Raw genomic sequence first — 25,535 nt, 5'->3', positions numbered from 1 at the left:
TTGCTTACTTACGCTGCAATGAAATTTCGGCAACACGGGCCAAAATTTCTTCTCCTGCTTTGATGCCATGTTTTTCCGTTTTTTGAACATGTCCGGATACGGGCACCGCACTTCTCACCGCTTCGCCATGGGAAGCGAGCATACTGTAATCGGCGCTTTCCAATAAATCAAGATCCAGCAGCGAATCACCAGCAGCAATGACATAGCTTGCTTCCAGACGTTTTTTGATATACTCCATGGCGCCTGCTTTCGTGATGCTTTCCGGCATGAAATAAAGTTTTCTGCCTTGGAGTGACATTCCCCATCCAAGTTTTTTGAACGTCTCGGTATAGAAATCCAACTTGTCTTCCGGGAAACATGCCCGGTCCACAATCAAATAAACGAACCAATCGTCCGCTTCCCGTACTTTCAATACCCAGTCTTCTGAAAAATGGCGTTCGATTTCCGGCAACAATTCCGTAATGATGGTTTTTCGGCTGACGCATTGCTGGCGAATTCCGTCTGACCATTCTTTGATCGGCTGGCCATTTTCCAAAATGACGGCACCATTTGAAATGACGGCAAAGCGCGGAGCCTGGCCTTCAAAAATTCCCGTCACCCGCTCGTATTGAGCCTGTGTGCGTGTGGTCACCGGCAAAAAGAATGCAGACTCGTTGATTTTCCATAGCGCTGACTGACTTTTTTTTGTCATGTAAGATAACGGTTTTCCTTCATAGCGCTCTACTTCCACTAATTCGTCTTCTGACACGTCCATCCCCATCGAATTGCGGGAATAGATTAAAGTTTGATCTAAATCGCTTGCGAATAATACCGTCATATTTCTTTACCTGATCGAATCAAGCCGATGGCGCGATAGAATAAATCGGGAACAACTTCCACAGGCACTTCTTTTTCTTTTGCCAACATGAGGATATGATGGACGTCGGGGTTATCAAGGCTGTTGACCAGAACCTTCCACGGGCTTCTACGCAACAGAACACGTGTCGTTTCGCCGACTCCAGGTTTGATCAGATGATAGTCGGTTTCACTATACATCTGTTGGCCGATCGCTTCGACTTCCTTCATGCCCTGCCAGGTTCTTTCCGCAGTCACCGGCGAAGAAACAGCATCCGTTTCGACCTGGCCGCGCGTTTCAGCAAAGCATTCTGTGATTTGATCGACAAAGTCATTCGACAAATCTTCTTCCAGCAACTCCCCGTAAAACTTGGCACCGTGGAAATCATCTTCACCGATGTAAAGCTTGTTAAGGATCGTACGGCTTACCAAGCCTGAGACGGTCGCATTCAAACAAGCACTTGGGATAAGGAAGTCTTCACGTGTCCCGAACAATACGGCACATGCTCCCGGATCTGCCAATACAGCCATGTCATCGTGCAGTTTCATGTCTTTTTCTTCATTGAGGCTGTTGACCGATTTCGTCAACTCTTTTTGGATAGCGCCTTTTCCTGTCCAGCCATCCACAAATTGGATGCGGCTGTTCGGGTGGGCAGCGCGAATCGTATTGATCGCTTTTTCGTCAATGCCTTTATCCCGTAAAATCGATACGCTGTAATGCGGCCAGTCCATTCCCATCATTTGCTGGGCATAACGGCGGATTAAGATCCCGATTGGGCTGCCTGCGCGCGCCAATGACACAAGGACAATATCATCCGTTCCGGCATTCATGAAGATACGGCGTGTCACCAGCCCTACCAGATAAGCTAATTGCTTTTTGGTCTTGACGACGGTTTCATGGTAAAGATTCGTATATTCATCAGATGGGCGATATTCCATCGGCAGCCGTTCTGCATAATGGGCTCCTGTTTGAACGGCTTTTTCCCGTTCCTCCAAGGTACTTTCGACAAATTCCTCACTTACGTCTTTCAACAGGAATGTGATATCTTCTTTCGGGTAACTCGTTTTCACTAGACCGGTTGTTATCATTCGACTCCGTCACTCCTTTTGGTGGTTGTCAGGGATATCCATTCCACTGGCGCTTTTTTCTCCAAATAAGCAAGCAGCGGCTGCCATTCGGATTGTTCGACGACAGATTCAGCCAACAAGTAAATTCGGTCAATATCCAATTTATTCAAATTATAGATGAATTGGCTTGTTTCCTCAGCATCGGGCAACTCGAATTTCGCTTTTTCCTTGATCGGATAGCCAGCTGTCTCAGAAGCAAAAATCGGACTGCGGGTCGTCGTTTGGACAAGTGGATTGCCGCCCAGCGCCAACGCGAAACGCAAAGGCAGGTACATATTTTCACCTATACCGATAACCAATGCCTGTTGGCTCGTGGATTTGACCTGTTTTGCAGCGGCTTCAGCCCAAGCACAGATTTCATCCTGCTGTTGGCTGCTGATGCCGAAACGGCCTGTATACGGGATGTAATGCTGCCCAGTCTTTGAACCCACAGAGAGCCTTTCTCCAGCCAATTCGATGTCCGGAATCCTGGAACCTCCTCCGATTAAAACAGCCTGTTCAGGTTCTTCTGGAGCCGAACTGTGGACCAATTCGAAATGGCCTGCCATCAAAGACAAAACAGTCAGGTTGATTTTCCGGTCGGCAGCCATTTTTTCCATTTTCTCTTTTTGGCTGTCATTTCGCCAATCGAGAATCGAAAGAGAAGCATAGCTTTTCCCCGGAAACTGATCGTCAAGTGCACAAACCAGATTCAATAAGGTATTGCCTGTTGAGATTTCATCATCAATCAGGACGATAGTATCCGCGTCTTCCAGCATACCGGACGGCGCGTACACTTTATGGGATGTTGCGTGGGAATGTTCTTCTTCAAAGACAAAAGATGGGGTCATGCCGATAATTTCTTCGCGCGTCGTATGAATATAAGCTGCCTCGTCGAAATGCTGAAAAACCGAATGGCCTAGGCCTGTTGCCGTTTCAGCCATGCCAATAAAGACAGTTTTCTTCGGCAGAACTTTTTTAAATTGGAGCGATGCAACGCTGGTTTCACGATCAGCCGCTCCAGTTTCAATCATCTTCACAAGAGCTTTCGTATCTGGAAACCCGTCGAGCCCCATTTCTTCCACCAACAGCGACGCCAGTAAGGTGCCTGTTCCAAGAGCCAGAGAAGGATGGACAGCCAAATGCTTGGCAATCAGCTTGCTGACGAATAGAAATTGGCGTTTTTTATTAACTCGCAGCGCCACAGAAAAAAGCGATTCCGGCGATAGGCCGGGATAGGTATTTTTTATTGAAATATTGATATCCAGATTATCCCACAATTTAGTATTGATTTGACAATTGCTTTGCCCGGATATGGTTGAGGACATCGATTGGTTGATAGTTTTCATTCAGCACCCCGTAGATTTCCGCTTGAGCGGCAATTTTTCTTGCCCAACTCAAATGTGGTTTTACTTCGTTCATTTTGTTGCGCTTCGGACTTTGCAGAACACCGTTGCGTTTGGTACTTTCATTAAGAATTACTTTAGCATCATCGTAAGCCTCGAGCGAGACGATATAGCCCGCATTGACAATAGAAATCTGCGACGGATGGATACAGGTTTTCCCTTTAAATCCATTTAATATATCCAGCTGGACTTCTTCCCACAGCGTCGCTTCAGGCTTAGACGAAAGCCATAGACGTTCTCCTCCGGAAAAATGCTCGTACACCGGTCCTGAAACCGTAAAACCATCTTCCGCACGGCCAAAACGATTCAAGATGGCCGTCAAGCAATCACGGATGATGTGGACATCGTAAATTGTCCGTTCCGCCGGACGCCGCAGGCCATACAAACTGGAAAAGTCTGTAGCCCCTACCCGAACCGTTAAAATCCGGTCAGCTTCCAACTGCATAATCTGATGCAGCTCTGCTAATGTCTTTTCCCGGAATTCACTGTACAGCACTTCTTTTGTTTCAAGTAAAGGCAACGCATAAAGCTTTCTGCCGGCTGCTGCACTGGCACGATCCAATGCCTCAAAAAACAGCGGCAAAGTAGCCGGAAGGCATTTTGGAAATACAATTCCCGTTAATACACTCAAAGCGTCTCCTGCCTGTTCAATCAGCTTGTCCAGCTGTTTCGGGGTCCGGACGCGCAAAAAAAGTACCGGCCCGGCGGCAAGTTGTTCAGCATTTGCTGCAGCCAGCTTTTTCAGTTCACCGACAACATTCTCTTCTGCCTGCCCCAGTTCCGAATCGGCAACTGCATCTTCCAGACAGATGATCAATGTCGTCAAACCTGCAAATGCTTTTGTACTGTAATTTCCACTTAAAATCTTCTGGGCAAAATCCACTTTGGATCCCGGTGTATAAAGTGCTGCGCCCAATGCCAATGCTAAGGTCTCCCGTTCCGTATCACGGTTGAATTCTGCCGGGGAATATTTAAAAAAGGTCTTTAAATCAGAATCGGTCAATACGTTAAAATGTCTCATGTGTGATCCTCCCGGCATGCGGCTGCCTACAGCCCGTTCAAATTATCATTTCATATATGAATGGAGAAAAAGCAAGGAGAAAGTCTCCTTGCTTTTCCATCGTTTCCTCAGCTGTTTAAGCCAAAGTCCTTAACAAGAGACTCTAAGCCGCCTTGATAACCGCTGCCAATGGCGTTGAATTTCCATTCTCCACCGTGACGGTAAAGTTCGCCGACCACGACTGCTGTTTCAATTGAAAAATCTTCTCCCAGATCATAGCGGATCAATTCTTCGTTTGTGTCTCCATTGATGATACGGACATATGAGTTGCTGACCTGGCCAAAGTTCTGGCCGCGTGCTTCAGCGTCATGGATGGTAATGGTGAAAGTCGCTTTTTCGATGGATGCCGGAATAGCTGAAAGGTTGACGTTAACCTGTTCGTCGTCTCCTTCGCCTTCTCCGGTTTTGTTATCTCCAGTGTGTTCCACTGCCCCGCCGGCTCCTATTGTATTGTTGTAGAAGATAAAGTCGGCTTCTGAAGCCGTTTTCCCTTCACTGTTCAACAGAAAGACCGATGAGTCCAGGTCGAAATCCTGTCCTCCATCATATTTATTAGTGTCCCAGCCTAGCCCTACAATCACTTTAGACAGTCCAGGGTTGCTTTTCGTCAAATCTACTTTTTGCCCTTTTGATAAGTTAATAGCCATTCGTCATTTCACTCCTTAAGAATATTTGTTTGCAATTGATCCAATATCGGGTTCTGAAGCACCTTCGCCTATCGCTGAAAATTTCCATTCTGCGCCTTGGCGGTATAATTCTCCTGTAATCAGCGACATCTTGCCTGCATAATTATCAGTAAGGTTGTAATGAACTAGCTCTTCTTTCGACTGGTTGTCGACCAGGCGGATAAAAGCATTTTCAATCATGCCGAAATCCTGTTTTTTCTGTTTTGCATTGTAAATATTCACAACAAAAACCAGGCGATGAATAGAAGGCGAAATACGCTTCAAGTCGATGTTGATCACTTCGTCGTCCCCTTCGCCTTCACCGGTCAAATTATCACCGGAATGGACAACACTGCCGTCTTTGCTTTTCTTGTTCCCGAAATAAATCAGGTTTTCTTTAGCAGTCAGCTTGCCGTTTTCATCCAGCAGCAATACGGATGCGTCACAGTCAACATCAGCTCCGCCTCCGCCGCCTAATAGGCCGCTTAAAAATCCGCCGCTTTTTTTAGTCGCAACAGGATCCCAGCCAAGGCCTACCATGATGCTTGAAAGCGATGAACGTCCTTTTGTTAAATCGATTTTCTGACCTTTTACGAGATTGATCGCCATTCTTAACACTCTCCATTCATCAGTATGTATTCTATTTTAATGGTATCGGTCCAACAAGTAAAATTCAACGAATAAAGCCTATCGTCAGACTCCGATTCCCAGTCTCCAGCGTAATAAATCCAATTGCCTCAAGCCCGTAAGCATCGGCGAAAACCCGCTGAATTTTCAGACAAATGTTTTCTCAAAACACCTGACGTATACTAATACGTATTGAGGGCCAGGAAGTTTCATTTTCGTCAGGCATACTTATTAAATGGCCCGGGTAATAAAACTAAAGAAGATTTTTCAGAAGCAGTTTGAAAGGGGAATTAAACATGAAGCTTATCTCCATTGTAATTCCGGCATTTAACGAAGAAGCCAATATCGCTTCCATGTATGCCAAATTGGTGAAGGAACTTGAGGAGCTTCCATATCGTTATGAAATTATGTTCATCAATGATGGCAGCAGTGACGGTACATTGCAGGAAATTTTAAAATTGGCAGCAGTGCATGACACCGTTAAATATATTTCGCTGACGCGGAATTTTGGAAAAGAGTCCGCCATGCTCGCCGGCTTGAAACGCATCAAAGGCGATGCTGCCATTGTCATGGACAGCGACTTGCAGCATCCGCCTACTCTGATCGGTGAAATGGTCAAAGGTTACGAAGAAGGATTCAATCAAGTTGTGGCAAGGCGCTCACGCACCGGCGATTCCAAAATCCGCTCCCTGTTTTCTTCACTGTACTACAAACTGATCAATTCAATCACCGACGTCGACTTGCAGGATGGCGAAGGCGATTTCCGATTATTAAGCCGCAAAGCCATTAATGCGATTTTGGCATTGAGTGAAAGCAACCGTTTTTCCAAAGGGCTGTTTTCTTGGATCGGCCTCAGCAAAAAGACGATCAACTATGAAAATGTCCTGCGGACTGACGGTGATTCAAAATGGTCATTCAACAGTTTGGTCAATTACGGCATCGATGGCATCATTTCGTTCAATATGAAGCCGTTGCGCGTCTGTTTTTATACGGGCTTTCTCGTTCTTTTCCTGTCACTCATCTATATTTTCTTCACCTTATACAATATTCTGCGTGAAGGCATCGGTGCTCCCGGTTACTTTACAACAATTACAGCCATTCTTTTGCTCGGAGGCATCCAGCTGATCAGTCTCGGAGTCATCGGCGAATACATCGGACGCATCTATAATGAAACCAAACAGCGTCCGCATTTTCTTGTAGACATCAGCAACGTGGATGAATACGATGAGCCTTAAAACATTAAACACCGAGTTCACACGCTTCATTTTTGTTGGTGTGGTCAACACCATAAGCTATTACAGCATCTACCTGGTGCTCCATAATGTATTTGCACTGCCTTATCTGCTGGCCCATATTGTCGGCTTTCTCATCAGTTTGAACATTTCCTTTTTCTTAAACTGTTATGTGACTTACCGGATCAAGCCTACGCTTAAAAAGTACCTGTACTTCCCGTTGACTCAGGTTGTCAATATGTCCGTTTCAACAGCCCTTATTTTCATTTTCGTTGAGTTTCTTCACCTGAACAGCAATATTGCGCCTTTTGCCGCCGTATTGTTTACAGTTCCGATAACTTTTGTGGTATCAAGCAAAATTCTCAAAGATAAAGTCCATCCAAAATAACCAAAAAGACGGTGACTCTATGCAAAAGCTACGCCCTGCACTTCTTCTGTTATTATTCAGTTTAATCTTATCAGCAATCGGGCATGCTGTTTTCTTGTATCAATGGTCGCACGGCCATTTTATGGTGGGAATCAACGATGGTCTTTCACAGATGATGCCTTTCAAGCATCTTCTATATGAACAATATACCCGTGGGGAATTTTTCTACTCGTTTGATTTCGGACTTGGAGCAGGCACATTCAGTGAACTGTCTTATTACTTTTCCACGTCTATCGTATTTCTGATTTCAGTCGCCATTGTCTTCATTTTAAAAACAATCAACATCATCCAGACAACGGATGTACTGTTTTGGGCGAATGCCGCTGTCTTAATCAGCATCATCCGCTTGGCTGCTGTCTTGTTCATTACAACACGTTTTTTTATGTATATGAAAATCTCGAAATACGCAGCACTTCTCGGTGCTTCCCTATACGGCATTTCAGGTATGTATTTCCGCCATGTGACCTATTGGGAATTTTTCGCTGATGCCTTTATATGGCTGCCGATTTTATTGTTCGGTGCCGAAAAGATTTTCCGCGAAAAAAAGCCAGGCTGGTTTTTGGCAGCAGTCGCTATTTCGATGATCGACAATTTTTACTTTGCCTACATCAATTTTTTGCTGGCTGCCATTTATATTCTGGTCCGGCTGTTCATCCCGTTGACTGAAAGTGAAAGAGACAAAAAGAAAATATTGCTGAACTTCGTCGTGTCAGGGCTTATTGGAGCTGGCATCAGTGCTGTTTCCTTCATCCCTGCCGTCTATGCCTACTTGAACAATCACCGGCCGCCATTTCAGCAGGACATTCCGTGGCTTGATCTAACCGACAATATTTTGTTCAATAGCCGTTTTATCGTCTTGCCCGCATTTTTCGTCTTGCTGCTGTTTTGTGGTTTCCTGTATCGTCATAAAACCTTCCGCTTGTTTGCAATCCTTGGCATCGCCGGAGTTATCATGCACCACAGTCCCTTGATCGGCAGCGTTTTTAATGGTTTCTCTGCTCCTCAATACCGCTGGGAATACTTTTTGTCGCTGGTGATGGGTGGTGCAGTTGCCGTTGCATTTGACCACTTGCACCAATTCACAATGCGGCGATTTGCAATTGCAGCAGTTGGGGTGACTTTCTGTTTTGCCTTGTATGCTTGGAGCGATGAATTATTAGCGATTGGTTCGCGGGTTTCGGTTCTCACTTTCATCAACCTGCTGATCACGATGTTCCTGCTATTCTTTTACGTTCAATTCAAAAAATCTTTGTTTAAAGGTTTTTTGATGGCTTTCTTATTTGCATGGACTTTGCTGTTCGCAAATACCTACCAAGTCGAGAAGATTCTTTACGATGGTGATATTGCTCAAGTTGGTGAAGAACTGATGACCGGGGCGGATTATGATGACCCTGAGATCCAGGAACTGCTGGATCATGTGCAGGCCAAAGAAACCGGCGGCCCTTACCGCATTGAATGGATGGAAGGCGTCCGAAACAACACACCCATTGTCCAGGACTTCCAAGGCTTGAGTGCCTATTCCAGTATTTTGAATAAAAACTTACTGTACTTTTACTTATATGATCTTGAAATAGACATGGGGCGTGAAAGCGTGAGCCGTTACGCAACGCTTGGCAACCGCGCTAATCTGCACAGCATGCTGCAGGGGAAATACGTCATCCGCCCGCACGGGGATGACAATGTTCCATACGGCTTCACTGAAATGTATGCGACAGATAATTTCGCTGTCTATGAAAACAATCATGTCTTGCCATTTGCACGCTCTACTTCGACAGTCTATGAAGAACAGCAAGTGTTGGAAATGTCTCCATTGATGCGCGAACAGGCCATGCTCACAGGCATCATTCTCGAGCAGGCAAAAGGCACGGAGGTACTCGAAGCAGACGCTGGCGCCTCCCCTGACTTTGACGTGACAGCGGTGGGCGGGTCTTATGACGGCAATCATCTGCAGGTTACGGAAGAAAGCGGAGGCTTAAGCATAGACATAGAAGCTCTTCCCGAATCCGTGAACGATTTGTTCGTCTCCTTCCACTTGGAAAACAAAGCTGCAGACAAAGGATTTCCGCTTGCTGTCAATGATTATCACACGACCAGAAAATCCAACCAGTCTGTCTACAAAACATTTGTGGATGACATCACAATCCGTATTCCTGCTGAACAACAAATCGAAATTCGCCTTCCGAAAGGCGATTATGAGTTAACCGGAATCCAGCTCTCTGCCGAAGACTATAAGACCTTGCGGCAACAAGCCGATCAGCCTGATTTAGCCAGCAACCTGATTATCGATGGCAGCAATGTCAGCCTGAATTACGCCAATCCAGAAAATGAGGGTTACTTGAAGTTGCCGATCCCTTATGAGCGGGGCTGGAAGGCTTCTGTAAATGGCCAAAAAGTGGAGGTGTTAAAGGCGGATTTTGCTTTTATCGCGGTACCTTTAGAATCAGGAGATAATCAAGTTTCGTTGAGCTACAGCCCACCTTTCTTCAAACCTGCACTCATCATCAGTGTTCTGTCTGCCTTGCTTGGACTGATGTTCGTATTCCGTAAAAGAAAAGAATAGCTCTTTTTCTCCTACAAAAGAATCCATTTCAGAAAATTGCGTTTATTCATCAGCCATTAAGTGTAATGTAGAATAACACGATTTCGAGGAGGAGTTCAGATGAAGCGATGGCTTATGCTTGTTTTGGTACTGGCTTTCTTATTATTTTTAACAGCCTGCGGCAATGAAAGCACAGAAGATCCACCTACAGAATCAGATGGTGCACCGGCTGAAAACACTGAAGATATTGAAGGAGAAGAAGAAAGTCCACCCGAAGGTGAAGAAGCGGATGAAGCGGAAACAGAGGAAGGCAGCAGTGAAGAAATTTTGATGCTTACTGTTGAAATGATGGACAGTGATGGAAATGCCATCGGCACCGCGGAATTATCTGAAGAAGATGCCGGAGTTAAGGTAGCACTTGAAGTTGAAGGCTTGGAAGAAGGCATGCACGGCATCCATTTCCATGAAACCGGAATGTGCGAAGGACCTGACTTCGAAACGGCTGGCGGCCATTTCAATCCGGCCGATGCCATGCATGGTATGGACAACCCCGACGGTCCTCACGCCGGTGATTTACCGAATATTGAAGCCAGCTCTGACGGCACCGCTTCACAGGAGTTCACAGCTGAAAATGTCACGCTCGCTATCGGTGAAGAAAACTCATTGCTCAAAGAAGGCGGTACAGCACTTGTTATACACGCCGCTGAAGATGATCAAACGACGGACCCTTCCGGTGACTCGGGCGATCGAATTGCCTGTGGTGTAGTCACAGGAGAATCTTAATCATGTTTTAAAACACCCATAACCCAAACGGAAACACCTCATTCAGACTGGTGTTTCCGTTTTTTATTTTATTCCTAAACCAAAACAATCACCTCCCCTACCGCCTTCCATATTATTGGAGATTGCGTTTAAGCAAGCCATCAACGGGAATAAGGAAAACATGCTACTTAATTAGAGGAGGATTCATTATGGCTAAAGATAAATTTGAAGAAATCGATGAACAGGTAGAACCGCAGGAGCAATCCAAACAGCCTGGTTCTGAAGAGCAAATGAGTCCGGAACCGATTTATGATGATAAAGACTACAAAGGTTCTGGAAAACTGGAAGGCAAAGTTGCGCTGGTGACAGGAGGCGACAGTGGAATCGGCCGTGCTGTGGCAGTAGCTTATGCGAAGGAAGGCGCCAACGTCGCAATTGCTTATTTAGATGAGCACGAAGATGCTGACGAAACGATAAAAGCAATTGAATCTTATGGAGCCAAAGGTGCAAAATTCGCTACAGATGTCAGCGATGTAGAAAAATGCAATCAACTGGTAGTGGACGTCATTTCCGAATTCGGCCAATTGAATATTTTGGTCAATAATGCAGGAAAACAATTCCCACAGGATGATTTTTTGGCTATCAGTCCAGATCAGTTGATGGAGACTTTTTCGACTAATATCTTCAGCATGTTCTATTTGACGCAAGCTGCATTGCCGCATCTCCAAAAAGGCGATAGCATCATCAATACATCTTCGGTCACGGCTTATCGCGGTTCTCCGGAGCTGATTGATTATTCATCTACAAAAGGCGCAATCACCAGCTTTACACGTTCCTTATCAGCCAATATCGCTGAACAAGGTATACGCGTCAACTCAGTGGCTCCAGGCCCTATTTGGACGCCATTGATTCCAGCGACCTTTGGAGCAGAAAAAGTGGGCGAACATGGTGGCGACACCCCAATGGAGCGACGTGGACAGCCTTCCGAATTAGCGCCTGCTTATGTTTACTTGGCTTCCAAAGACTCAACCTATGTGACAGGCCAGGCAATCCATGTAAATGGCGGCGATTTCATCAGTTCCTGACCCGTGGCAGCCCCGGCAAAAGCCGGGTCTTTTTTTGTCTTTTTTTTACAGGTTTTATGAATTGAATCGATTGAAACGGGTATACGAAAAGTAACAACAGCTTTTTCAAGAAGGTGGAAAGCATGAAGTATCTTGAGGCAATTTTGATTAAATTTGCTATGGTCTTCTCCGTATTGTTTGTCATACTTGGCATTGCTTATGGAGTGGAAGTCTTTGAAATTTTCATCCTCAGTCTGATCATCACCGCTGTCGGCTTTATTGGTGATTTAACTATTTATCCGAAAACCTCCAACAAAGTGGCAACCGGAGGTGACTTTGTGCTGGTATTTCTAATTGTCTGGCTGGGTGGGCTATGGCTGATTAATAATCCTGATTTTTCGCTTGTCATGCCTGCAATCTATTCAGCCTTGCTTATTGCTGTCGGCGAATGGTTTTTCCATATTTATTTAACAAAGCGTATCTGGGAACAAAAAGAGACTTCCCATACTTTAAAACAAGAACCCAACCGAAAATAATGCCATTCAATAAACACCGGGGCAGCTGCCTCGGTGTTTTTAGTTCCAAATATCCAATTTTATTTTACTGCACCCAGTCTCTTCCTACTCTTTCACTGGCGCATAAAAATATACTTTTTGCTTTCGCGAATAATGAGCCATTGGCTGCTGGCGATGCAAAGAAACCGGAAGATAGGATGCCATTGTATTTTGATTGATATGTCCTTTTAAATAATGCAAGGTCCAAGGCGAGTGCGCAATATCGACCCGGTAAAGCCGGTCTCCAGGTTTAGTCCATAAACAATAACGTTCCGTTAGCCATTGCTCTACGGGGCTGGAAGCAATGGCTGTAGAAGCAGGTTTATAGCTCATATCGAAAGATTCAGGAAACCGTCCGGCTTCGATTCGCCGACTGGAAAATCTCCATTTTCCGGCTTTTTTTGTCATGCTTATTTCGGCGTAGCGATAAGGCAAAAAACCTCTATAAGAAGCGGCTTTCACTGCAAGCAGGCTGTTGGCATCCAAGCTAAAGAAATACACACCTTTCCTGTCTCCATACTTCACATAAGTCCTGACATTCAGCTCCAAGAAAGAACGTGTTCCCGGAACCGGAGGCAGAAATCGTGGACGTGTCGCTTTCGCTTGAAAAAATACCACTCCGAGCCAAGCTTGATCGTCATATAAATCGATTTCCAGCTCATCGGGAACAAATCGGCGCAGCCATTCAGGTTTTACAGGCCAATGCAGAAAAACGACGTCTTTCCATTCCTGTTTCATGAGCCAAGGTCTTGCGGCCACTTCTTCCCCTCCTTCCCCAGCAAATGTTCTGGAAAAAAATAAAGGCTGCCCCTAAAAGCCAATAGTGGTGACTTCGGGACAGCCTGGGCTGATTATTTCAATTCATCTTCCGGCAATGAATTATGTGCTTCTGGAGGAGCTGGCTTCAACACCGGTTTTTCACTCAACGGTTCTGGTTTACCGAATGTAAATTCATGGCCATCCGGTGCTGGCTCGTTCATCCATTTCAGCTCTTTGCTGCTTTCTGAGTTCGTGTAAAGGATGTGGGAGAATTCTGTCGCTTCCCATTCTGGAGGAAGTGTTCCAGGCACAATCGGGCCTTCCTTCGCTTCCAATTCTTTTATAGCAGCTAGCCATTGGTTTTGGTGCATGGTATCACGTGCAAGCAAGAATGAGAACAGATCTTTTACGCCTCTGTCGTCTGTCATGCTGTAAAGGCGGGCTACTTGAAGACGGCCCTGTGATTCTGCATTGACGTTAGCGCGGAAATCCGCCAACAGGTTTCCGCTTGCTACGATATATCCCGCGTTCCAAGGCACACCATTGCTGTCTTTTGGAGAAGCGCCTAATCCATGGACAATGGCATGCTGCGGATTCATGCCACCCATGATTGCGCCTATAATCGGATCGCTTGCAGCTTTTTCCTGTTCATAAACAGGTGCCCCTTCAAGGAGTCTGGCCACCATTGTTGCGAGCATTTCAATATGCCCCAACTCCTGCGTTCCAGTATCCATCAGAAGATCTCTATATTTTTCGTTCCCTCTTGTGCTCCACCCTTGGAATAAGTATTGCATAGCAACTGACATTTCACCGAATTGCCCGCCGATCAGTTCCTGTACTTGTTTAGCGAAGACTGGATCTGGAGCATCCGGTTTTGCGTGGTATTGAAGTTCTCCTGTGTGAAAAAACATAAATAAAACCTCCTGTATAATTTTAGTTTTCGTCTTTAGAACCCACGTGTCCCTTACTTTCAGGCTCGACATCTCCTGGATGCCCACCGTCGTAATCAGAGTCGTTTCCACCTGAATTATAGGAAGTACCGGTTTTATATTCTTGCTGTTCTTTCTTTTGTTCTTCATTCAAGGCATCTCCTGGATGCCCACCATCATAATCAGAGTCATTACCACCTGCATTAAACTGATTCGCCGATTCATTTGAATCTTGGTCAGTAACTTTGCTGTCTTCTGAAGTCTGCTGCTTTCTCTGTTCTTTATCCATTCCCTCCATCCTCCTCTATTTTCGTTATGACTCTGCATTATCTTTCTACCCCGCTCTATTTTTTAAAAACCATATTCTGTATTTCCCACTGCAACTACTTCAGTTTTTCACCATAAAAAAAAGCCGGAAAGTGAAGCTTTCCGGCTTTTTCTAATTTTTATACGATTTTCAATTCTACGTCGACATTGCCTCTTGTTGCTTTGGAGTATGGGCAGAACGCATGTGCTTTTTCTACAAGGTCTTTCGCTGTTGCTTCATCCACACCTTCTAAATGAGCATTTAAAGTAACACCGATTTTAAAACCGTCATTTCCTTCATCTTTCAGGAAGTGAACATCCGCTTTAATGGAAGTGCTGGAGACATCTGCTTTTTCTCTTTTGATGATTAAGTTCAATGCTCCGTCAAAACAAGCGGAGTAACCTGCTGCAAATAATTGTTCAGGGTTTGTGCCTTCTCCTCCGGGACCGCCCAATTCTTTCGGCGAAACCAATTGAAGATCCAATACATTGTCTTCGGAAATGACTCTTCCTTCACGGCCACCAGTGGCTGTTACAGATGTTGTGAATAATGCTGACATTTTTCCAACCTCTTTCCTGATTTGTATTTGAGAACACTTAAAACTTACCTCTTATGGCAATCCTTAGTCAACTGAAATGGTTTTCTCCAGTGGTTTTTTGAGTAATGAAACTCAAAGCTCTTTCAATTGTGGAAAAAGTAATCAGCTGGCTGTTCCGATCTAAGTCGTCGGCAAATTGCTGTGCAGCGGCCGGAGAGATTCCGGTTACATAGAGATTGCTTCCCATAATCCGAAGCGCTTCGTAAATCTGCTGGAACCAATAAAGCGGTGATTTTTCATTCCAGGACAAGCCTGTAATATCAATGATGGCGTGCTCAATTCGATGTTCTTGCACATACTCGCAGATTTTTACCTTCAAGGTTTCAAAACGTTGAAGATTCATCGTACCGACCAGCGCGACAGTAGCTACATTCTCTTGTATGGATAGAATAGGAAGCATCAACTTTTCGATTTCATCTTCATTGGCCATAATCGCCTGTTGCTGGGAACGTTCCAGCGTGATATCTGTCTGCGTACCGATGAAATACAGTTTATCCTCTATTTGGACGGGTTCAATGGCCAAACGGTTCCAAAACGGCGAACCGTCTTTCCGGTAATTCCGCAACGTCAATGTAATTGCTTCCTCAGCAGCAATAGCTTTCCTCATTTTCTCTATATCTTCTTTATCGGTTTCTGGCCCCTGCAAAAATCGACAGTTCTTTCCGATTACTTCTTGTTGTGTATATCCTGTCATTTCAATAAACGTTCGATTGGTGTAGATGATCGGATTATCCTGTTGCGACGGATCCGTTACGATCGTCCCCACTTTACTGCCATCGAGCATGGCTTCCAGCAAGGTTACTTGCGTTTCTTGTGTGAGTTCTTTCAAGTGGTCCACCTCTTCTTTCAATTCATGCAATAATCGTAGCATAATTCCCCTGACCAAATCCACGAACTGCTCATTTGGCACGTTTCAGGATTCCTTTACAGGGTAAATGAAGAAACAAGGACTTTTTAAAGTAGGAGGAAGATACCATGGCAAAAGTATTGGCAGTGTTATCCAATGGTTATACAGATGAAGAGCATAATTATGTAACAGGTTGGTGGGCAGAAGAACTTTTCGCACCTGCATTGGAACTTGAAAAAGAAGGCCATACCGTAGGACTCGCTTCTATTGATGGCGGAAAACCCGTCGTCGATCCATTAAGCCTCAGCAAAGATTATGATCCAGATGGAATTTATAAAAAACAATATGAATCAGGTATGGCAGATAAAACAACTCCGATTGTGGACGTCAAAGCCAGTGACTACGATGCCATCATGATTGTTGGTGGACATGGAGCCATGTTCGATTTGGCGCATAATGAAGATTTGCATGCTGTCATTAATATTATGTATGAATTGGGTGGTATCGTTTCTGCAGTTTGCCACGGGCCGGCACCACTCATCTATACGAAAACCAGAGAAGGCCGCGGAATTCTTGAAGGGCTGAAAGTAACCGGCTATCCCAATGCAAATGAGCCTGAAGAAGTGGTGGATTTGCTGCCTTTCAGCTTAGAGGATGAATTGAGCAGAATCGCAGATTACCATGAAGAAAAAGAACAGGATGCCTATGTTGTTTGGGGCAGCAAACAAATCCTGACAGGTCGAGATCCGCAATCTTCACAGCTTTTTGGCCGTGAACTGGCACAAAAATTGACACAGCGCGAACTGAAAACAGAAGAAAAATTAGTGGATTGAACCCTTATTTTTAAGGGTAAAGACTATTAACGGTAAGTCCAAGGAGGCATTCAAATGAGCAATAATGAAAAAGACGATTACATGAAAGAAACCGAAGAAGAAGCGAAGCGCCGTCCGAACGAAGAAAAAGAAGGATTGCAAGAACCTAGAACCACAGGCTACAAGCCTTTGCAGCTGGGCATCATTATTTTTGTTGTGCTCGTTCTCATCCTTGTCGGTTTTGGAATCGCAACAGATTGGTTCGGAATTTTCAACTGATCCCTTTCTTACATGAGCCATTTAGAAATTCCCACACAAAAAGCTTCCCACGCAATTGGGAAGCTTTTATGCTGTTCAAAAACTCGCAGCCTTTATTTCAATGCCAAATCCTTTCTCTTTTCCACTTACATGCTTTCCGTCAATTCCAATTCGAAACTCATGAGTTCGCCGCCTCTATAAGCCTTCACTTCCAACGTATCCCCAACTTCCGTTTCGTTGTAAAGGTATTGGCGAAGCTCGAGAATTGATTTCACCGGCTTGCCGTCCAGTTCAACAATGACATCATATGCTTCCATTCCGGCTGTTGCCGCTCCGGATCCTTCGACCACGGATTGGACGACAATGCCGCCTTCCACTTCTGCGGGCAACCCTAATTGGCCAGTGCGATACTGTGCTGGCACTTCAGCTAAATCCAATATAGCGACACCCATCGAAGGGCGCTCAACTGCGCCTTCGGTCTCCAGATCTGCAATGATCGGGATAGCGGTATTGATTGGGATGGCCAAACCAATTCCTTCTACTGCTGCTTGCGCAATTTTCATGGAGTTGATGCCGATCAATTGACCCTTAGCATTGATCAGCGCGCCCCCACTATTGCCCGGGTTGATGGCAGCATCAGTTTGAAGAACTTCCGACTGCCAATCTTCTGTGCCGTCCTGGTTTACATCAATCGGAATCAAGCGCTCGGTTCCCGAAATGACCCCTGTGGTCACCGATCCCGAGAATTGAAGGCCTAACGGGTTACCAATTGCGATTACCGGTTCTCCGGCTTTCAAGACTGAAGAATCTCCAAATTCAGCAACTGTTTCAATACTTTTACTTGGAACTTTCAAAACAGCCAAATCAGTCCATACATCCGTCCCAAGCACTTCTGCATCCAATTCAGTTCCATCTGACAAGGTGACCATGACGTCTTCGGCACCTTCTACAACATGGTTATTGGTGACAATATAGGCAGTGTCTCCGTCTTTCTTGTAGATCACCCCAGATCCGGCACCAGCCTCCTGCGCTTCATTGTCTGTGGCAGTTGGGGCAGAAAATGGATTTTGCTGTGCCATCTGCAAATTTGAAACGCCAACGACCGCATCGTTGGTCTGTTCTACAATTTCCGTCACATCCGAAGTGACCACTGTGGAAGTTGTCTGCACGCCACTGACCGACTCGGTTGTTGTTGCTCCTACAGCCGTTTCCGGTTCTGCGTCTGTTACGCCAGGCAAAATGACTCCCACCAATAACGCCCCTGCAATCAATCCTGTAAAGCTCGAAGCGAAATAGCCTCGTTTGCCCGTTTTCTTGTCATTCGAATTATAATATCCCATCATGTGTCCTCCTTATTCTGCCAACGTATTAACGATGTCGTATGATTCCGTTTTTTCGGCCAGCCATTCTGCGTATTTCGTATTCAACGCTTCGTCAAATAAAGTTTCTTTGATTTGCTCTTTGCTGTCTTCCAAGTTCGCCTCGACTGCAGCGGTTTTTCCTGTCACCTGGATAATATGGAATCCATAATCTGTTTGGACAGGTTCACTGATTTCATCTACTTCCATACTGAATGCAGCTTCCTCGAATTCAGGGGCCATTTCACCGGCACCAAAAGCTCCCAATGCACCGCCATTTTCAGCATTGCTTGTATCTGTCGAATATTCCGCCGCCATTTCAGCGAAGTCGCCGCCGTCATCCAACTTGGCTTTGACTTCGTCGGCTTCTTCCTGAGTAGCTACCAATATATGGTTCGCTTCCACCTGTGTTGGCTTAGTGAATGCATCCTTATTTTCTTCGAAATAGGTTTTGATCTGTTCATCGCTTATCTTAATATCAGGCCCGACGATTTTCTCGACCTTCAAGTAGATCTCCATCTCCTCTTTCAAATCCGTTATCGCCATGCCGCTGGCAGCAAGAGCTTGTTCAAGCGCTTCTGTCCCGCCATAGCTTTCTTCGTAAACTGCCATTTCCGCATCCAGCTCTTCCTGCGTCACTTTGACTCCCGCTTTATCCGCTTCCTGATTGACCACTTCATTGGAAATCAAAACATCCAGTGCCGCAGGCCCCGAAGAAGCCAACATTTTTTCATATAGTGCATCTTTTGTAATTTTCGTGTCTCCTACTGAAGCCACTGTTTCATCTTCTGAAAATGCAACCAGCATAAAGATACCCGCTGCCGCTGCCGCACCAATGGCGATATAGTAAACTTTCTTCATCTCTGTTCCCTCTTTTCTTAAGCCGTTATACAAAGCTTATCAAGCAGTTATGAATAAACTATGACCAGAGTTTTAACAGAAAGAGAAAGTTCGGCACAAAAAATAACCCGAGGGAAAATCCCAGGGTTACTTTTTGTGGGGGAGGCGGATAATAAATTTCGTCCCTTTCCCTTTTTCGCTTTCAACGCGAACTTCTCCGTCATGCAGCGTCACCAATTGCTTGACGATTGACAAACCAAGCCCAAATTGCCCGCTGCCGCGTGACAAATCCGCTTTGTAGAAACGACGCCAAATCATATCGATTTCTTTGACATCGATTCCTGACCCGTCGTCTTCCACGGTGATCACCATGTCATCACCCTCTGAGAAAGTAGAAAGCGAAATCGTGCCGTTTTCGGTAAACTGGATCGCATTTTTAGTGATGTTCATCAGAATTTGAATCAGGCGGTCCATATCGCCATAGATGACATCACCTGGCTGGGTATTGACCACAATCAGATTCCCTTTCTGCTTTGCCTGCAGATACAACTGTTCCTGGATAATTTCCAGAAGTTCGTCCGCTTCGATTTCTTCTTTAGTCAGCTCCACCTGATTGGATCTGATTTTCTCATAATCCAGGTTTTCGTTGACCAGGCGCATCAGCCTCTTCGTTTCTTCACTTGCCAATCGAATGCCTTTTTCCCTTTGCCCTTCTTCAATCATATTGTTGCGCAGCCCTTCAATGATGCCGGCAATCGTCGTCAAAGGCGTCCGCATTTCATGCGAGACGTCCGCCATAAACTGGCGCCTCCGGTTTTCAAGGCGGTCGATTTCTTCATTGGATTGCTGAAGCTTGGCCGCCATCTTGTTGAAGTCATGGGCCAAATCGCCAAACTCATCGAAATTCGATTCCGGCAGATTGACGTCATAATGCCCTTCACTGATCATGGAAGTCGCTTTTCGCATCCGCTGTATCCGACTGACATGCATTTTCGACAGCCATAAGCTGAACAGCAGGGCAATTGCAAAAGCAATCAAAATCGTTGTAATCAAGGTTTTATTCAACTCGGCAATCATTTCACTGACGCCGCTGACGGGCGAAGCAAGCAGGACACCGCCTGCCAACTGATTATTTTCAAAGTAAGGCATAGCCACAAACGTCACTGTGAGTTCAAATCGTTCGACATCCCGATTGACAACCAGTGTTTCTCCCTGTTCGATGACACTCCATTCTTCCTGTGTCAGTTCTACGGGCGGGAACGAACCTGAGACTGGATACAAAATCCGACTCTGCTGATCAAAAACGATGAAACTGATGTTCTGCGCTTCCAGGATCGATACATAAGCCTGCAGATTAGTGCCTGGGCGTGCCCGTTCAAGTTCAGCGATGATCTGTTCCCCGTAATTCTCGAGTTCTTCCGCTTTTTCATCATAGGCAAAATCATCCACATAGCGGACGAATAAAATACTCAATATCAAAAATGCGATCAGCAAAATGCTCATATGGCTGGCAATCAGCTGATAGAAATACTTAATTCGCGTGTTCTTCAAATTTATAGCCAACTCCCCATACCGTATGGAACAGCTTGTCTCCGCCATCGATTTTCTTGCGCAACCGTTTGATGTGAACGTCTACTGTCCGCTCGTCGCCGTAAAACTGATAGCCCCATACCTGTTCCAATAATTGTTCACGGCTGAACACCTGCTTCGGATGCTGCAGGAAAAACAGCAATAAATCGAATTCCTTCGGGGTCAAGCTGTCTACCGCCTGCCCATCCTTCAGTACATCCCGCGTCTCTTTGTTGACGATGAAATGGACGGTTTGGATGGAGTCCGATACAGGCTCGACTTTCTGTGTTCGGCGTGTAACCGCTTTGATTCGCGCCATCAACGTTAGCGGACTGAATGGTTTCGTGACATAATCGTCTGCTCCCATTTCAAAACCGATGACCTGGTCGGATTCACTGTCTTTTGCCGTCAGCATGATGATCGGCACCGTGTTTCCTTCCTCCCGGATTTTGCGGCATAGTGCAATGCCATCCATCCCGGGAAGCATCCAGTCCAAGATCAGCAGGTCGTATATTCCGTCTTTGTATTTACGGTATCCTTCCAGTCCATCAGCTGCGAATTCACCTTGTATGCCTTCTTTTGAAAAGAACAGCTCCAGCATGGAACTGACGCTTGGGTTATCTTCCACCACCAATATCTTCATCCTGCACCTCCGTCGTTCTTTCTCCTAAAGGTAAATGACAAATCCAAATGACGCAAGCAACTTGAAAACCGCCCTTCAACGTTCGAAGAGCGGTTCAGCAAGCGATCAGGCTTTTTTTTCACGGTTTTTAAGCTTCTCAAAGATATCGCCGATCATGTCGTAATCAATGGCGATATTGTTTTCATACGCATATTTGACACCATAACCCAGTGCCAAGGTCATGGATGAAGCAACAGTCCCTCCAATAATGGATCCTGCTCCAGGAATGAATTTCAAGGCTTGGCGGTAAATTGTATGGCCGATGGTTTGAGTAGCCGTAATGACAATCATGTCTTTTGCCGCTTTTTTGGTTAATGGCTTATCGTAAAGGTTCGATAATTTGATGATCAACCCAACTTGCAAGGTAGTCAACGGCAACACGTCAGATCCTGGAATCGGCGATGCACCGATCACACCAGCTGAAACGCCAGCCCCAATGATCCAGCGTGTGGCAGCTGAAGACTTTTCTTTCATGCTTTTGGCGAAGAGCAGGTCTTTACCTTTCTTTTCGAGCAAAAAAAGGATTTCCTTCTTTAAGGTTTCCAGATTTTCTTCTGTTTTCGAAGAAATCGGAATGACTTTGTATTTATGGGCGGTATGCTCTTTGACGAACTGGACAATGGACGGAATATTCTCTGCTGCATCGATTTTATTCAAGACAATTAAAATATCTTTATTGTGTTTTTCAATTTCATTGAATTTCTCTTTTTCGCTTTCAGAGAATACCGTTCCTGCTGCATTCAGGAAGAACAGCACGACGTCGGATTTCTGGACGAACTCCAGTGTTTTCTTGGGATTTTCATCATTCGGATCGTTTAAGCCCGGTGTATCCATAAATTTGATATTTTCCAGGCCATGAATATTATAGGGATCCACACTGACGGTTTCCCCTGGCATCGGGTTGGTGCTGGCAATATCTTCACCGATGATTTTATTGACGGTGGATGATTTGCCCGCGTTCACTTCTCCGATTAAGGAAATCAGAAGATCTTGATCCAGTGCATCATTGACTTTTTTCATTTCATTTTCAAACATCTTGTCCATTGCCTGCATGACTTCTTTTTCAAATTCTTTTACCATAGACCGGTTTCCCCCTCATTTCATACTTACTGTCTATTATAACGGCTTCCCTATACCGGATGGAATTATTCCTCGATATAGTCTTTTAATAACGTATCCGCATAGTTCATCAAGGTTTCCGTATCCCGGATATGTTTTTTAGCTTCGCTGTTTTTACTGCGCTTTTCCATGCTCTTTAAATCGTACAGCACTTCAGGCAGTTTGGCTCCAGGCGCTTTATAGAATTGTTCCGACTGGATGTAGGACCCTCCAGGCATATAATAGCGCATGCCCAGCAGATTTTTTTTGTAATGGAATAGATTGTGCCCCATCATCGGCTCGTCGTGCTCCACCCCAAGCAGCGCCAATAATGTCGGCATAATGTCGGCCTGGCCGCCTAGACGCGTCATTTCAGCTTCTTCAAACAGATTTCCACCTGTAAAAATCAACGGAATGGTAAATTGATCTTTTAAAGAATACGTATGCCCCAAGAAGTTGCTTAATAGCTGCCGGTCTTCTTCCGTCACTAAAGTGCCGTGCATGCCGGAGTGGTCTCCAAAAATGGCAATTAAGGATTCTTCGTAAATCCCCCGATCCTTCAGTTCCTGTATAAATAAGCCGATTTGTTCGTCTGCATAGCGGATGGATTGCAGATAGTTCCCAATGTACATGCCTTCGTATTCTGCTGGGAGGTTAAGATACTCCATAGCACCCGGCATTTCAAATGGAGTATGGCTGGTGACTGTAACGATGTTGGCATAAATACGCTCGTAAGTGTCGAGCTGGCGCGGCAGTTCTCCTGCTACAAAATCAAACAGCACTTCATCTGCCGGACCGAAGCCGACAGTTTTGATATTTGGGAGGTCATCGATCGAGAAGACCTCTTCGTAACCAAGAACCGGATAAAGCACATCCCGGTTCCAAAATGTCACATCGTCCGCATGGTAGGTGGCAGATCCATAACCTTCGTCTTTTAATGTACGGGCCAGGGAAGGCACTTCTTTTCCGGTGAGGCTGTTGGCCGTCGGAATCATGCCTTGCGGATACAGTCCGGTATTGGCCATCCATTCTGCATCAGAAGTTGTCCCCGCGCCCACCTGTTGGAAGACATTGGAGAAGTAGGCACTTTCACTCAACAGCTTATTGAGGTTTGGTGTGATTTCCTGGCCGTGCAAGGTTCGGCCAATCACGAAATTCTGCAGTGATTCTACTTGGATGACGAATAAATGCCGCCCTTCCGCGATTCCAAAATTGTCGTGTTTACTGACTTCCACATACTTATTGCCTTTCAACTCTTCCAATTCTTTAGCTGACAGCTTGCTGGAAGAGGCATGTGCGGTTTCTGTGGAACGATTATACAATTGAGCCAGCTGAGACTGCAAAAATCCATTTTCTTTCGCAAAATAAGAAACATCAATGATCGGTTGTTGCAGCGCATACACAATGGTAATCGCACAAATCGCGGCCATAGTGACTGCCGTATATTTCATGGCAACAATTTTCACCGTTTTTTCGAAGCGGCGGGCAATGAACACCAGCAAAATCGCATCCAGGAAAAACAGGAAATCCCAGGGGTTTGCAAGCATCGAAATGGTATTGCTGACAGAACTCGACTGCGTCAGCTGCTGTAAATCGTAGTAAGAAGGGATGGTGGAATAATAGCGTATATACAACGTGACAGTAAAGAAAATGACGGAAGTCAGCAGATTAAAAATAAAAACAGCCAACCATATCCGTTTTTTTGCCAGCAGCAAAACAGCAGATAACAGAAGGGCCCACATTGGAAATTCAATCAAAACAATATGCAAAATCGATTTTGTATCAAAAATAAGCACACGAAAAGCACTCACTTTAATTAGCAACAAGAGGAAAATCAGTATATAGGGCAGGGCATCATTTTTTTTCATTTGAAACACCTCTTTTCTTCAGACGATTGCTCGAATCGATTGTTGCATATATTCCTGGTAAAAGGGAAAACAAGGACTAAACAGAAACGAAAATATAAAAGGAGCGATAAAATGCAATCCTTAAAAGCACTTTTCCTTAACACTTCGTTAAAAAATTCCAAAGAACCTTCTCATACAGAAGGGTTTATCAAGGATGTTCAATACCATTATAATCAATTGAGAGTAGAATCTGAAACCTTGCGTTTGGCTGATTACTCCATCGCCTATGGTGTCCAGGAAGACATGGGCGACGGTGATGAATGGCCCCAAATCCTTGAGAAAGTATTGGCTGCAGATATTGTCATTATCGGCACCCCCATTTGGCTAGGCGAAAAAAGTTCCTTGGCGACGCAAGCCATTGAACGCCTTTATGGAAGCAGCAGCGTCACCAACGACAAAGGGCAAGCCGTTTTCTACAATAAAGTTGGCGGCGTGGTTGTAACCGGCAACGAAGATGGAGCAAAACATTCAGCGGCTTCCATTCTATACGGGCTTTCCCATATCGGTTTTGTTATCCCGCCGAATGTTGATGCTTATTGGGTCGGTGAAGCAGGACCCGGCGATTCTTATATGGATGCCGGGCGCAACAATGAATTCACCAAATCCGCAATTCAGCGGCTTGCTTATAATACCTATCATTTAGCTGGACTGCTCAAGAATAATCCCATTCCAAATGAAGGAAATACGCTGGAATGACATTCCGCTAAACAGCCAACAGCCTCCTCAGCTGTTGGTCTTTTTAAATTGTCATTTCCATATCCGCGCCACTGAGGAATGGCCATTTTCCACTTCCACTTTATAGACATCCGGATTCGTCAGCTTTTGCCATTCTGAAAACCCATAGCCTGAATCGATTTTTTTCAAGAGCAGACCTAATAAGTTTCCATGTGTCACCGCTGCCGTCCCATCTTTCATTTCACTCATCACTTCCATTGCGCGGTCAGCCGCTTCTTTTCCCGATTCGCCTCCCGCAAGCTTCAGCTCTTCATCACCGAACGATTCCTCCAGTTTTTCCATCCAGTCCGGCAAGTCCTGCGTGCTCAACACGCGTTCAGCCAATCGGTCATCCACTTCAATCGGCAAACCTAATCGATCCGCCACCGGTTCAATGGATTGGATGGCCCGGGTAAATGGACTGGCGACAAGATGGGCCACTCTCTGATTTCCCAAAAAATCCGCCAATATATGCGCTTGCTGCCTGCCCGCTTCTGTCAACTCTGCATCCGGTGCCTGTCCAGTTGCTTGGCAATGCCTAATCAAGTAAATTGTTTTTTTCATACTCTCCACCCTAGTT

Annotated in this window: 27 protein-coding genes; 9 read left to right on the top strand and 18 right to left on the bottom strand. The window is 45.3% G+C overall.

The window, feature by feature from the left end; all coding sequences use genetic code 11:
* Window positions 1–4: 4 nt before the first annotated feature.
* From QMA01_RS10135 to QMA01_RS10110, 6 genes are all read right to left on the bottom strand, one after another.
* Window positions 5–817, bottom strand: a complete 813-nt coding sequence (locus QMA01_RS10135; RefSeq protein ID WP_290214904.1) for an HAD family hydrolase — start codon at window positions 815–817, stop codon at window positions 5–7.
* Complete coding sequence (locus QMA01_RS10130) at window positions 814–1,923, bottom strand: cysteine protease StiP family protein (RefSeq protein ID WP_191714983.1); 1,110 nt, start codon at window positions 1,921–1,923, stop codon at window positions 814–816. The genes QMA01_RS10135 and QMA01_RS10130 overlap by 4 nt, the downstream gene beginning before the upstream one ends.
* Entirely contained in the window at window positions 1,920–3,290 is a 1,371-nt protein-coding gene (locus tag QMA01_RS10125) for a phosphoribosyltransferase domain-containing protein (RefSeq protein WP_290214903.1), read from the bottom strand. The genes QMA01_RS10130 and QMA01_RS10125 overlap by 4 nt, the downstream gene beginning before the upstream one ends.
* Window positions 3,223–4,368, bottom strand: coding sequence for an HpcH/HpaI aldolase/citrate lyase family protein (locus tag QMA01_RS10120; RefSeq protein WP_290214902.1), 1,146 nt, complete (start codon window positions 4,366–4,368; stop codon window positions 3,223–3,225). The genes QMA01_RS10125 and QMA01_RS10120 overlap by 68 nt, the downstream gene beginning before the upstream one ends.
* 107 nt (window positions 4,369–4,475) lie before the next feature.
* On the bottom strand, window positions 4,476–5,054 hold the full coding sequence (locus QMA01_RS10115) for a TerD family protein (RefSeq protein WP_191714980.1): 579 nt from the start codon (window positions 5,052–5,054) through the stop codon (window positions 4,476–4,478).
* Between the two features lie 15 nt (window positions 5,055–5,069).
* Complete coding sequence (locus tag QMA01_RS10110; RefSeq protein ID WP_146555821.1) at window positions 5,070–5,681, bottom strand: TerD family protein; 612 nt, start codon at window positions 5,679–5,681, stop codon at window positions 5,070–5,072.
* Between the two features lie 314 nt (window positions 5,682–5,995).
* Here QMA01_RS10110 and QMA01_RS10105 point away from each other — a divergent pair, with 314 nt between their 5' ends.
* The 6 genes from QMA01_RS10105 (at window position 5,996) to QMA01_RS10080 (ending at window position 12,259) form a co-directional block, all read left to right on the top strand.
* Window positions 5,996–6,934 carry a glycosyltransferase family 2 protein gene (locus QMA01_RS10105; protein WP_290183893.1) on the top strand — a complete coding sequence of 313 codons (939 nt, stop codon included), beginning with the start codon at window positions 5,996–5,998 and terminating at the stop codon, window positions 6,932–6,934.
* A complete protein-coding gene (locus QMA01_RS10100; RefSeq protein ID WP_203338887.1) occupies window positions 6,924–7,319 on the top strand; it encodes a GtrA family protein in 396 nt (131 codons plus the stop codon). The genes QMA01_RS10105 and QMA01_RS10100 overlap by 11 nt, the downstream gene beginning before the upstream one ends.
* 19 nt (window positions 7,320–7,338) lie before the next feature.
* On the top strand, window positions 7,339–9,918 hold the full coding sequence (locus QMA01_RS10095) for a YfhO family protein (protein ID WP_290214901.1): 2,580 nt from the start codon (window positions 7,339–7,341) through the stop codon (window positions 9,916–9,918).
* A 99-nt stretch (window positions 9,919–10,017) separates the two neighbouring features.
* Complete coding sequence (locus QMA01_RS10090; protein WP_290183891.1) at window positions 10,018–10,680, top strand: superoxide dismutase family protein; 663 nt, start codon at window positions 10,018–10,020, stop codon at window positions 10,678–10,680.
* A gap of 188 nt (window positions 10,681–10,868) precedes the next feature.
* Entirely contained in the window at window positions 10,869–11,744 is an 876-nt protein-coding gene (locus tag QMA01_RS10085; protein ID WP_191714975.1) for an SDR family oxidoreductase, read from the top strand.
* A 122-nt stretch (window positions 11,745–11,866) separates the two neighbouring features.
* Window positions 11,867–12,259, top strand: coding sequence for a DUF2512 family protein (locus QMA01_RS10080; RefSeq protein ID WP_191714974.1), 393 nt, complete (start codon window positions 11,867–11,869; stop codon window positions 12,257–12,259).
* A gap of 84 nt (window positions 12,260–12,343) precedes the next feature.
* Here the strand turns inward: QMA01_RS10080 and QMA01_RS10075 are convergent, their stop codons facing one another.
* The 5 genes from QMA01_RS10075 to ytvA form a co-directional block, all read right to left on the bottom strand.
* Complete coding sequence (locus QMA01_RS10075; RefSeq protein WP_290214900.1) at window positions 12,344–13,036, bottom strand: YqjF family protein; 693 nt, start codon at window positions 13,034–13,036, stop codon at window positions 12,344–12,346.
* Between the two features lie 92 nt (window positions 13,037–13,128).
* The gene (locus tag QMA01_RS10070) at window positions 13,129–13,947 is read right to left on the bottom strand and encodes a manganese catalase (protein WP_191714972.1); all 819 of its coding nucleotides are present in this window, start codon (window positions 13,945–13,947) and stop codon (window positions 13,129–13,131) included.
* 22 nt (window positions 13,948–13,969) lie between these two features.
* Window positions 13,970–14,254 (bottom strand): hypothetical protein, encoded by a 285-nt coding sequence (locus tag QMA01_RS10065; RefSeq protein ID WP_290183888.1) that lies wholly within the window; start codon window positions 14,252–14,254, stop codon window positions 13,970–13,972.
* 157 nt (window positions 14,255–14,411) lie between these two features.
* Window positions 14,412–14,831, bottom strand: coding sequence for an organic hydroperoxide resistance protein (locus tag QMA01_RS10060; RefSeq protein WP_191714970.1), 420 nt, complete (start codon window positions 14,829–14,831; stop codon window positions 14,412–14,414).
* Between the two features lie 67 nt (window positions 14,832–14,898).
* On the bottom strand, window positions 14,899–15,741 hold the full coding sequence (ytvA, locus tag QMA01_RS10055; protein ID WP_290183887.1) for a YtvA family blue-light photoreceptor: 843 nt from the start codon (window positions 15,739–15,741) through the stop codon (window positions 14,899–14,901).
* A gap of 104 nt (window positions 15,742–15,845) precedes the next feature.
* On the opposite strand from ytvA, the gene QMA01_RS10050 reads away from it, so the two are divergent.
* Both QMA01_RS10050 and QMA01_RS10045 read left to right on the top strand, forming a co-directional pair.
* Window positions 15,846–16,550 (top strand): type 1 glutamine amidotransferase domain-containing protein, encoded by a 705-nt coding sequence (locus QMA01_RS10050; protein ID WP_191714968.1) that lies wholly within the window; start codon window positions 15,846–15,848, stop codon window positions 16,548–16,550.
* Window positions 16,551–16,604: 54 nt separating this feature from the next.
* Window positions 16,605–16,808 carry a hypothetical protein gene (locus QMA01_RS10045; protein WP_191714967.1) on the top strand — a complete coding sequence of 68 codons (204 nt, stop codon included), beginning with the start codon at window positions 16,605–16,607 and terminating at the stop codon, window positions 16,806–16,808.
* A 125-nt stretch (window positions 16,809–16,933) separates the two neighbouring features.
* Here QMA01_RS10045 and QMA01_RS10040 read toward each other — a convergent pair whose 3' ends face one another.
* The 6 genes from QMA01_RS10040 to QMA01_RS10015 form a co-directional block, all read right to left on the bottom strand.
* Window positions 16,934–18,127: a S1C family serine protease gene (locus QMA01_RS10040; protein WP_290214996.1), complete on the bottom strand. Its 1,194-nt coding sequence runs from the start codon at window positions 18,125–18,127 to the stop codon at window positions 16,934–16,936.
* Between the two features lie 12 nt (window positions 18,128–18,139).
* Window positions 18,140–19,006 (bottom strand): peptidylprolyl isomerase, encoded by an 867-nt coding sequence (locus QMA01_RS10035; RefSeq protein ID WP_290214899.1) that lies wholly within the window; start codon window positions 19,004–19,006, stop codon window positions 18,140–18,142.
* A gap of 126 nt (window positions 19,007–19,132) precedes the next feature.
* The gene (locus QMA01_RS10030) at window positions 19,133–20,536 is read right to left on the bottom strand and encodes a sensor histidine kinase (protein ID WP_290214898.1); all 1,404 of its coding nucleotides are present in this window, start codon (window positions 20,534–20,536) and stop codon (window positions 19,133–19,135) included.
* A complete protein-coding gene (locus QMA01_RS10025) occupies window positions 20,517–21,197 on the bottom strand; it encodes a response regulator transcription factor (protein ID WP_290183883.1) in 681 nt (226 codons plus the stop codon). The genes QMA01_RS10030 and QMA01_RS10025 overlap by 20 nt, the downstream gene beginning before the upstream one ends.
* 105 nt (window positions 21,198–21,302) lie before the next feature.
* Window positions 21,303–22,316, bottom strand: coding sequence for a YcjF family protein (locus tag QMA01_RS10020; protein ID WP_191714963.1), 1,014 nt, complete (start codon window positions 22,314–22,316; stop codon window positions 21,303–21,305).
* 65 nt (window positions 22,317–22,381) lie between these two features.
* Complete coding sequence (locus QMA01_RS10015; RefSeq protein ID WP_290214897.1) at window positions 22,382–24,202, bottom strand: LTA synthase family protein; 1,821 nt, start codon at window positions 24,200–24,202, stop codon at window positions 22,382–22,384.
* A 111-nt stretch (window positions 24,203–24,313) separates the two neighbouring features.
* Here QMA01_RS10015 and QMA01_RS10010 point away from each other — a divergent pair, with 111 nt between their 5' ends.
* The gene (locus QMA01_RS10010; protein ID WP_290214896.1) at window positions 24,314–24,937 is read left to right on the top strand and encodes a flavodoxin family protein; all 624 of its coding nucleotides are present in this window, start codon (window positions 24,314–24,316) and stop codon (window positions 24,935–24,937) included.
* Window positions 24,938–24,988: 51 nt separating this feature from the next.
* Here the strand turns inward: QMA01_RS10010 and QMA01_RS10005 are convergent, their stop codons facing one another.
* Window positions 24,989–25,519, bottom strand: a complete 531-nt coding sequence (locus QMA01_RS10005) for a histidine phosphatase family protein (RefSeq protein ID WP_290214895.1) — start codon at window positions 25,517–25,519, stop codon at window positions 24,989–24,991.
* Between the last annotated feature and the right edge of the window lie 16 nt (window positions 25,520–25,535).

Origin of the sequence: Planococcus notacanthi (assembly GCF_030407825.1) — a bacterium.
GTDB classification, from domain to species: Bacteria; Bacillota; Bacilli; order Bacillales_A; family Planococcaceae; genus Planococcus; species Planococcus notacanthi.
Note: the sequence above shows the minus strand (reverse complement) of the source record. Positions and strands in the feature narration are given on the sequence as shown.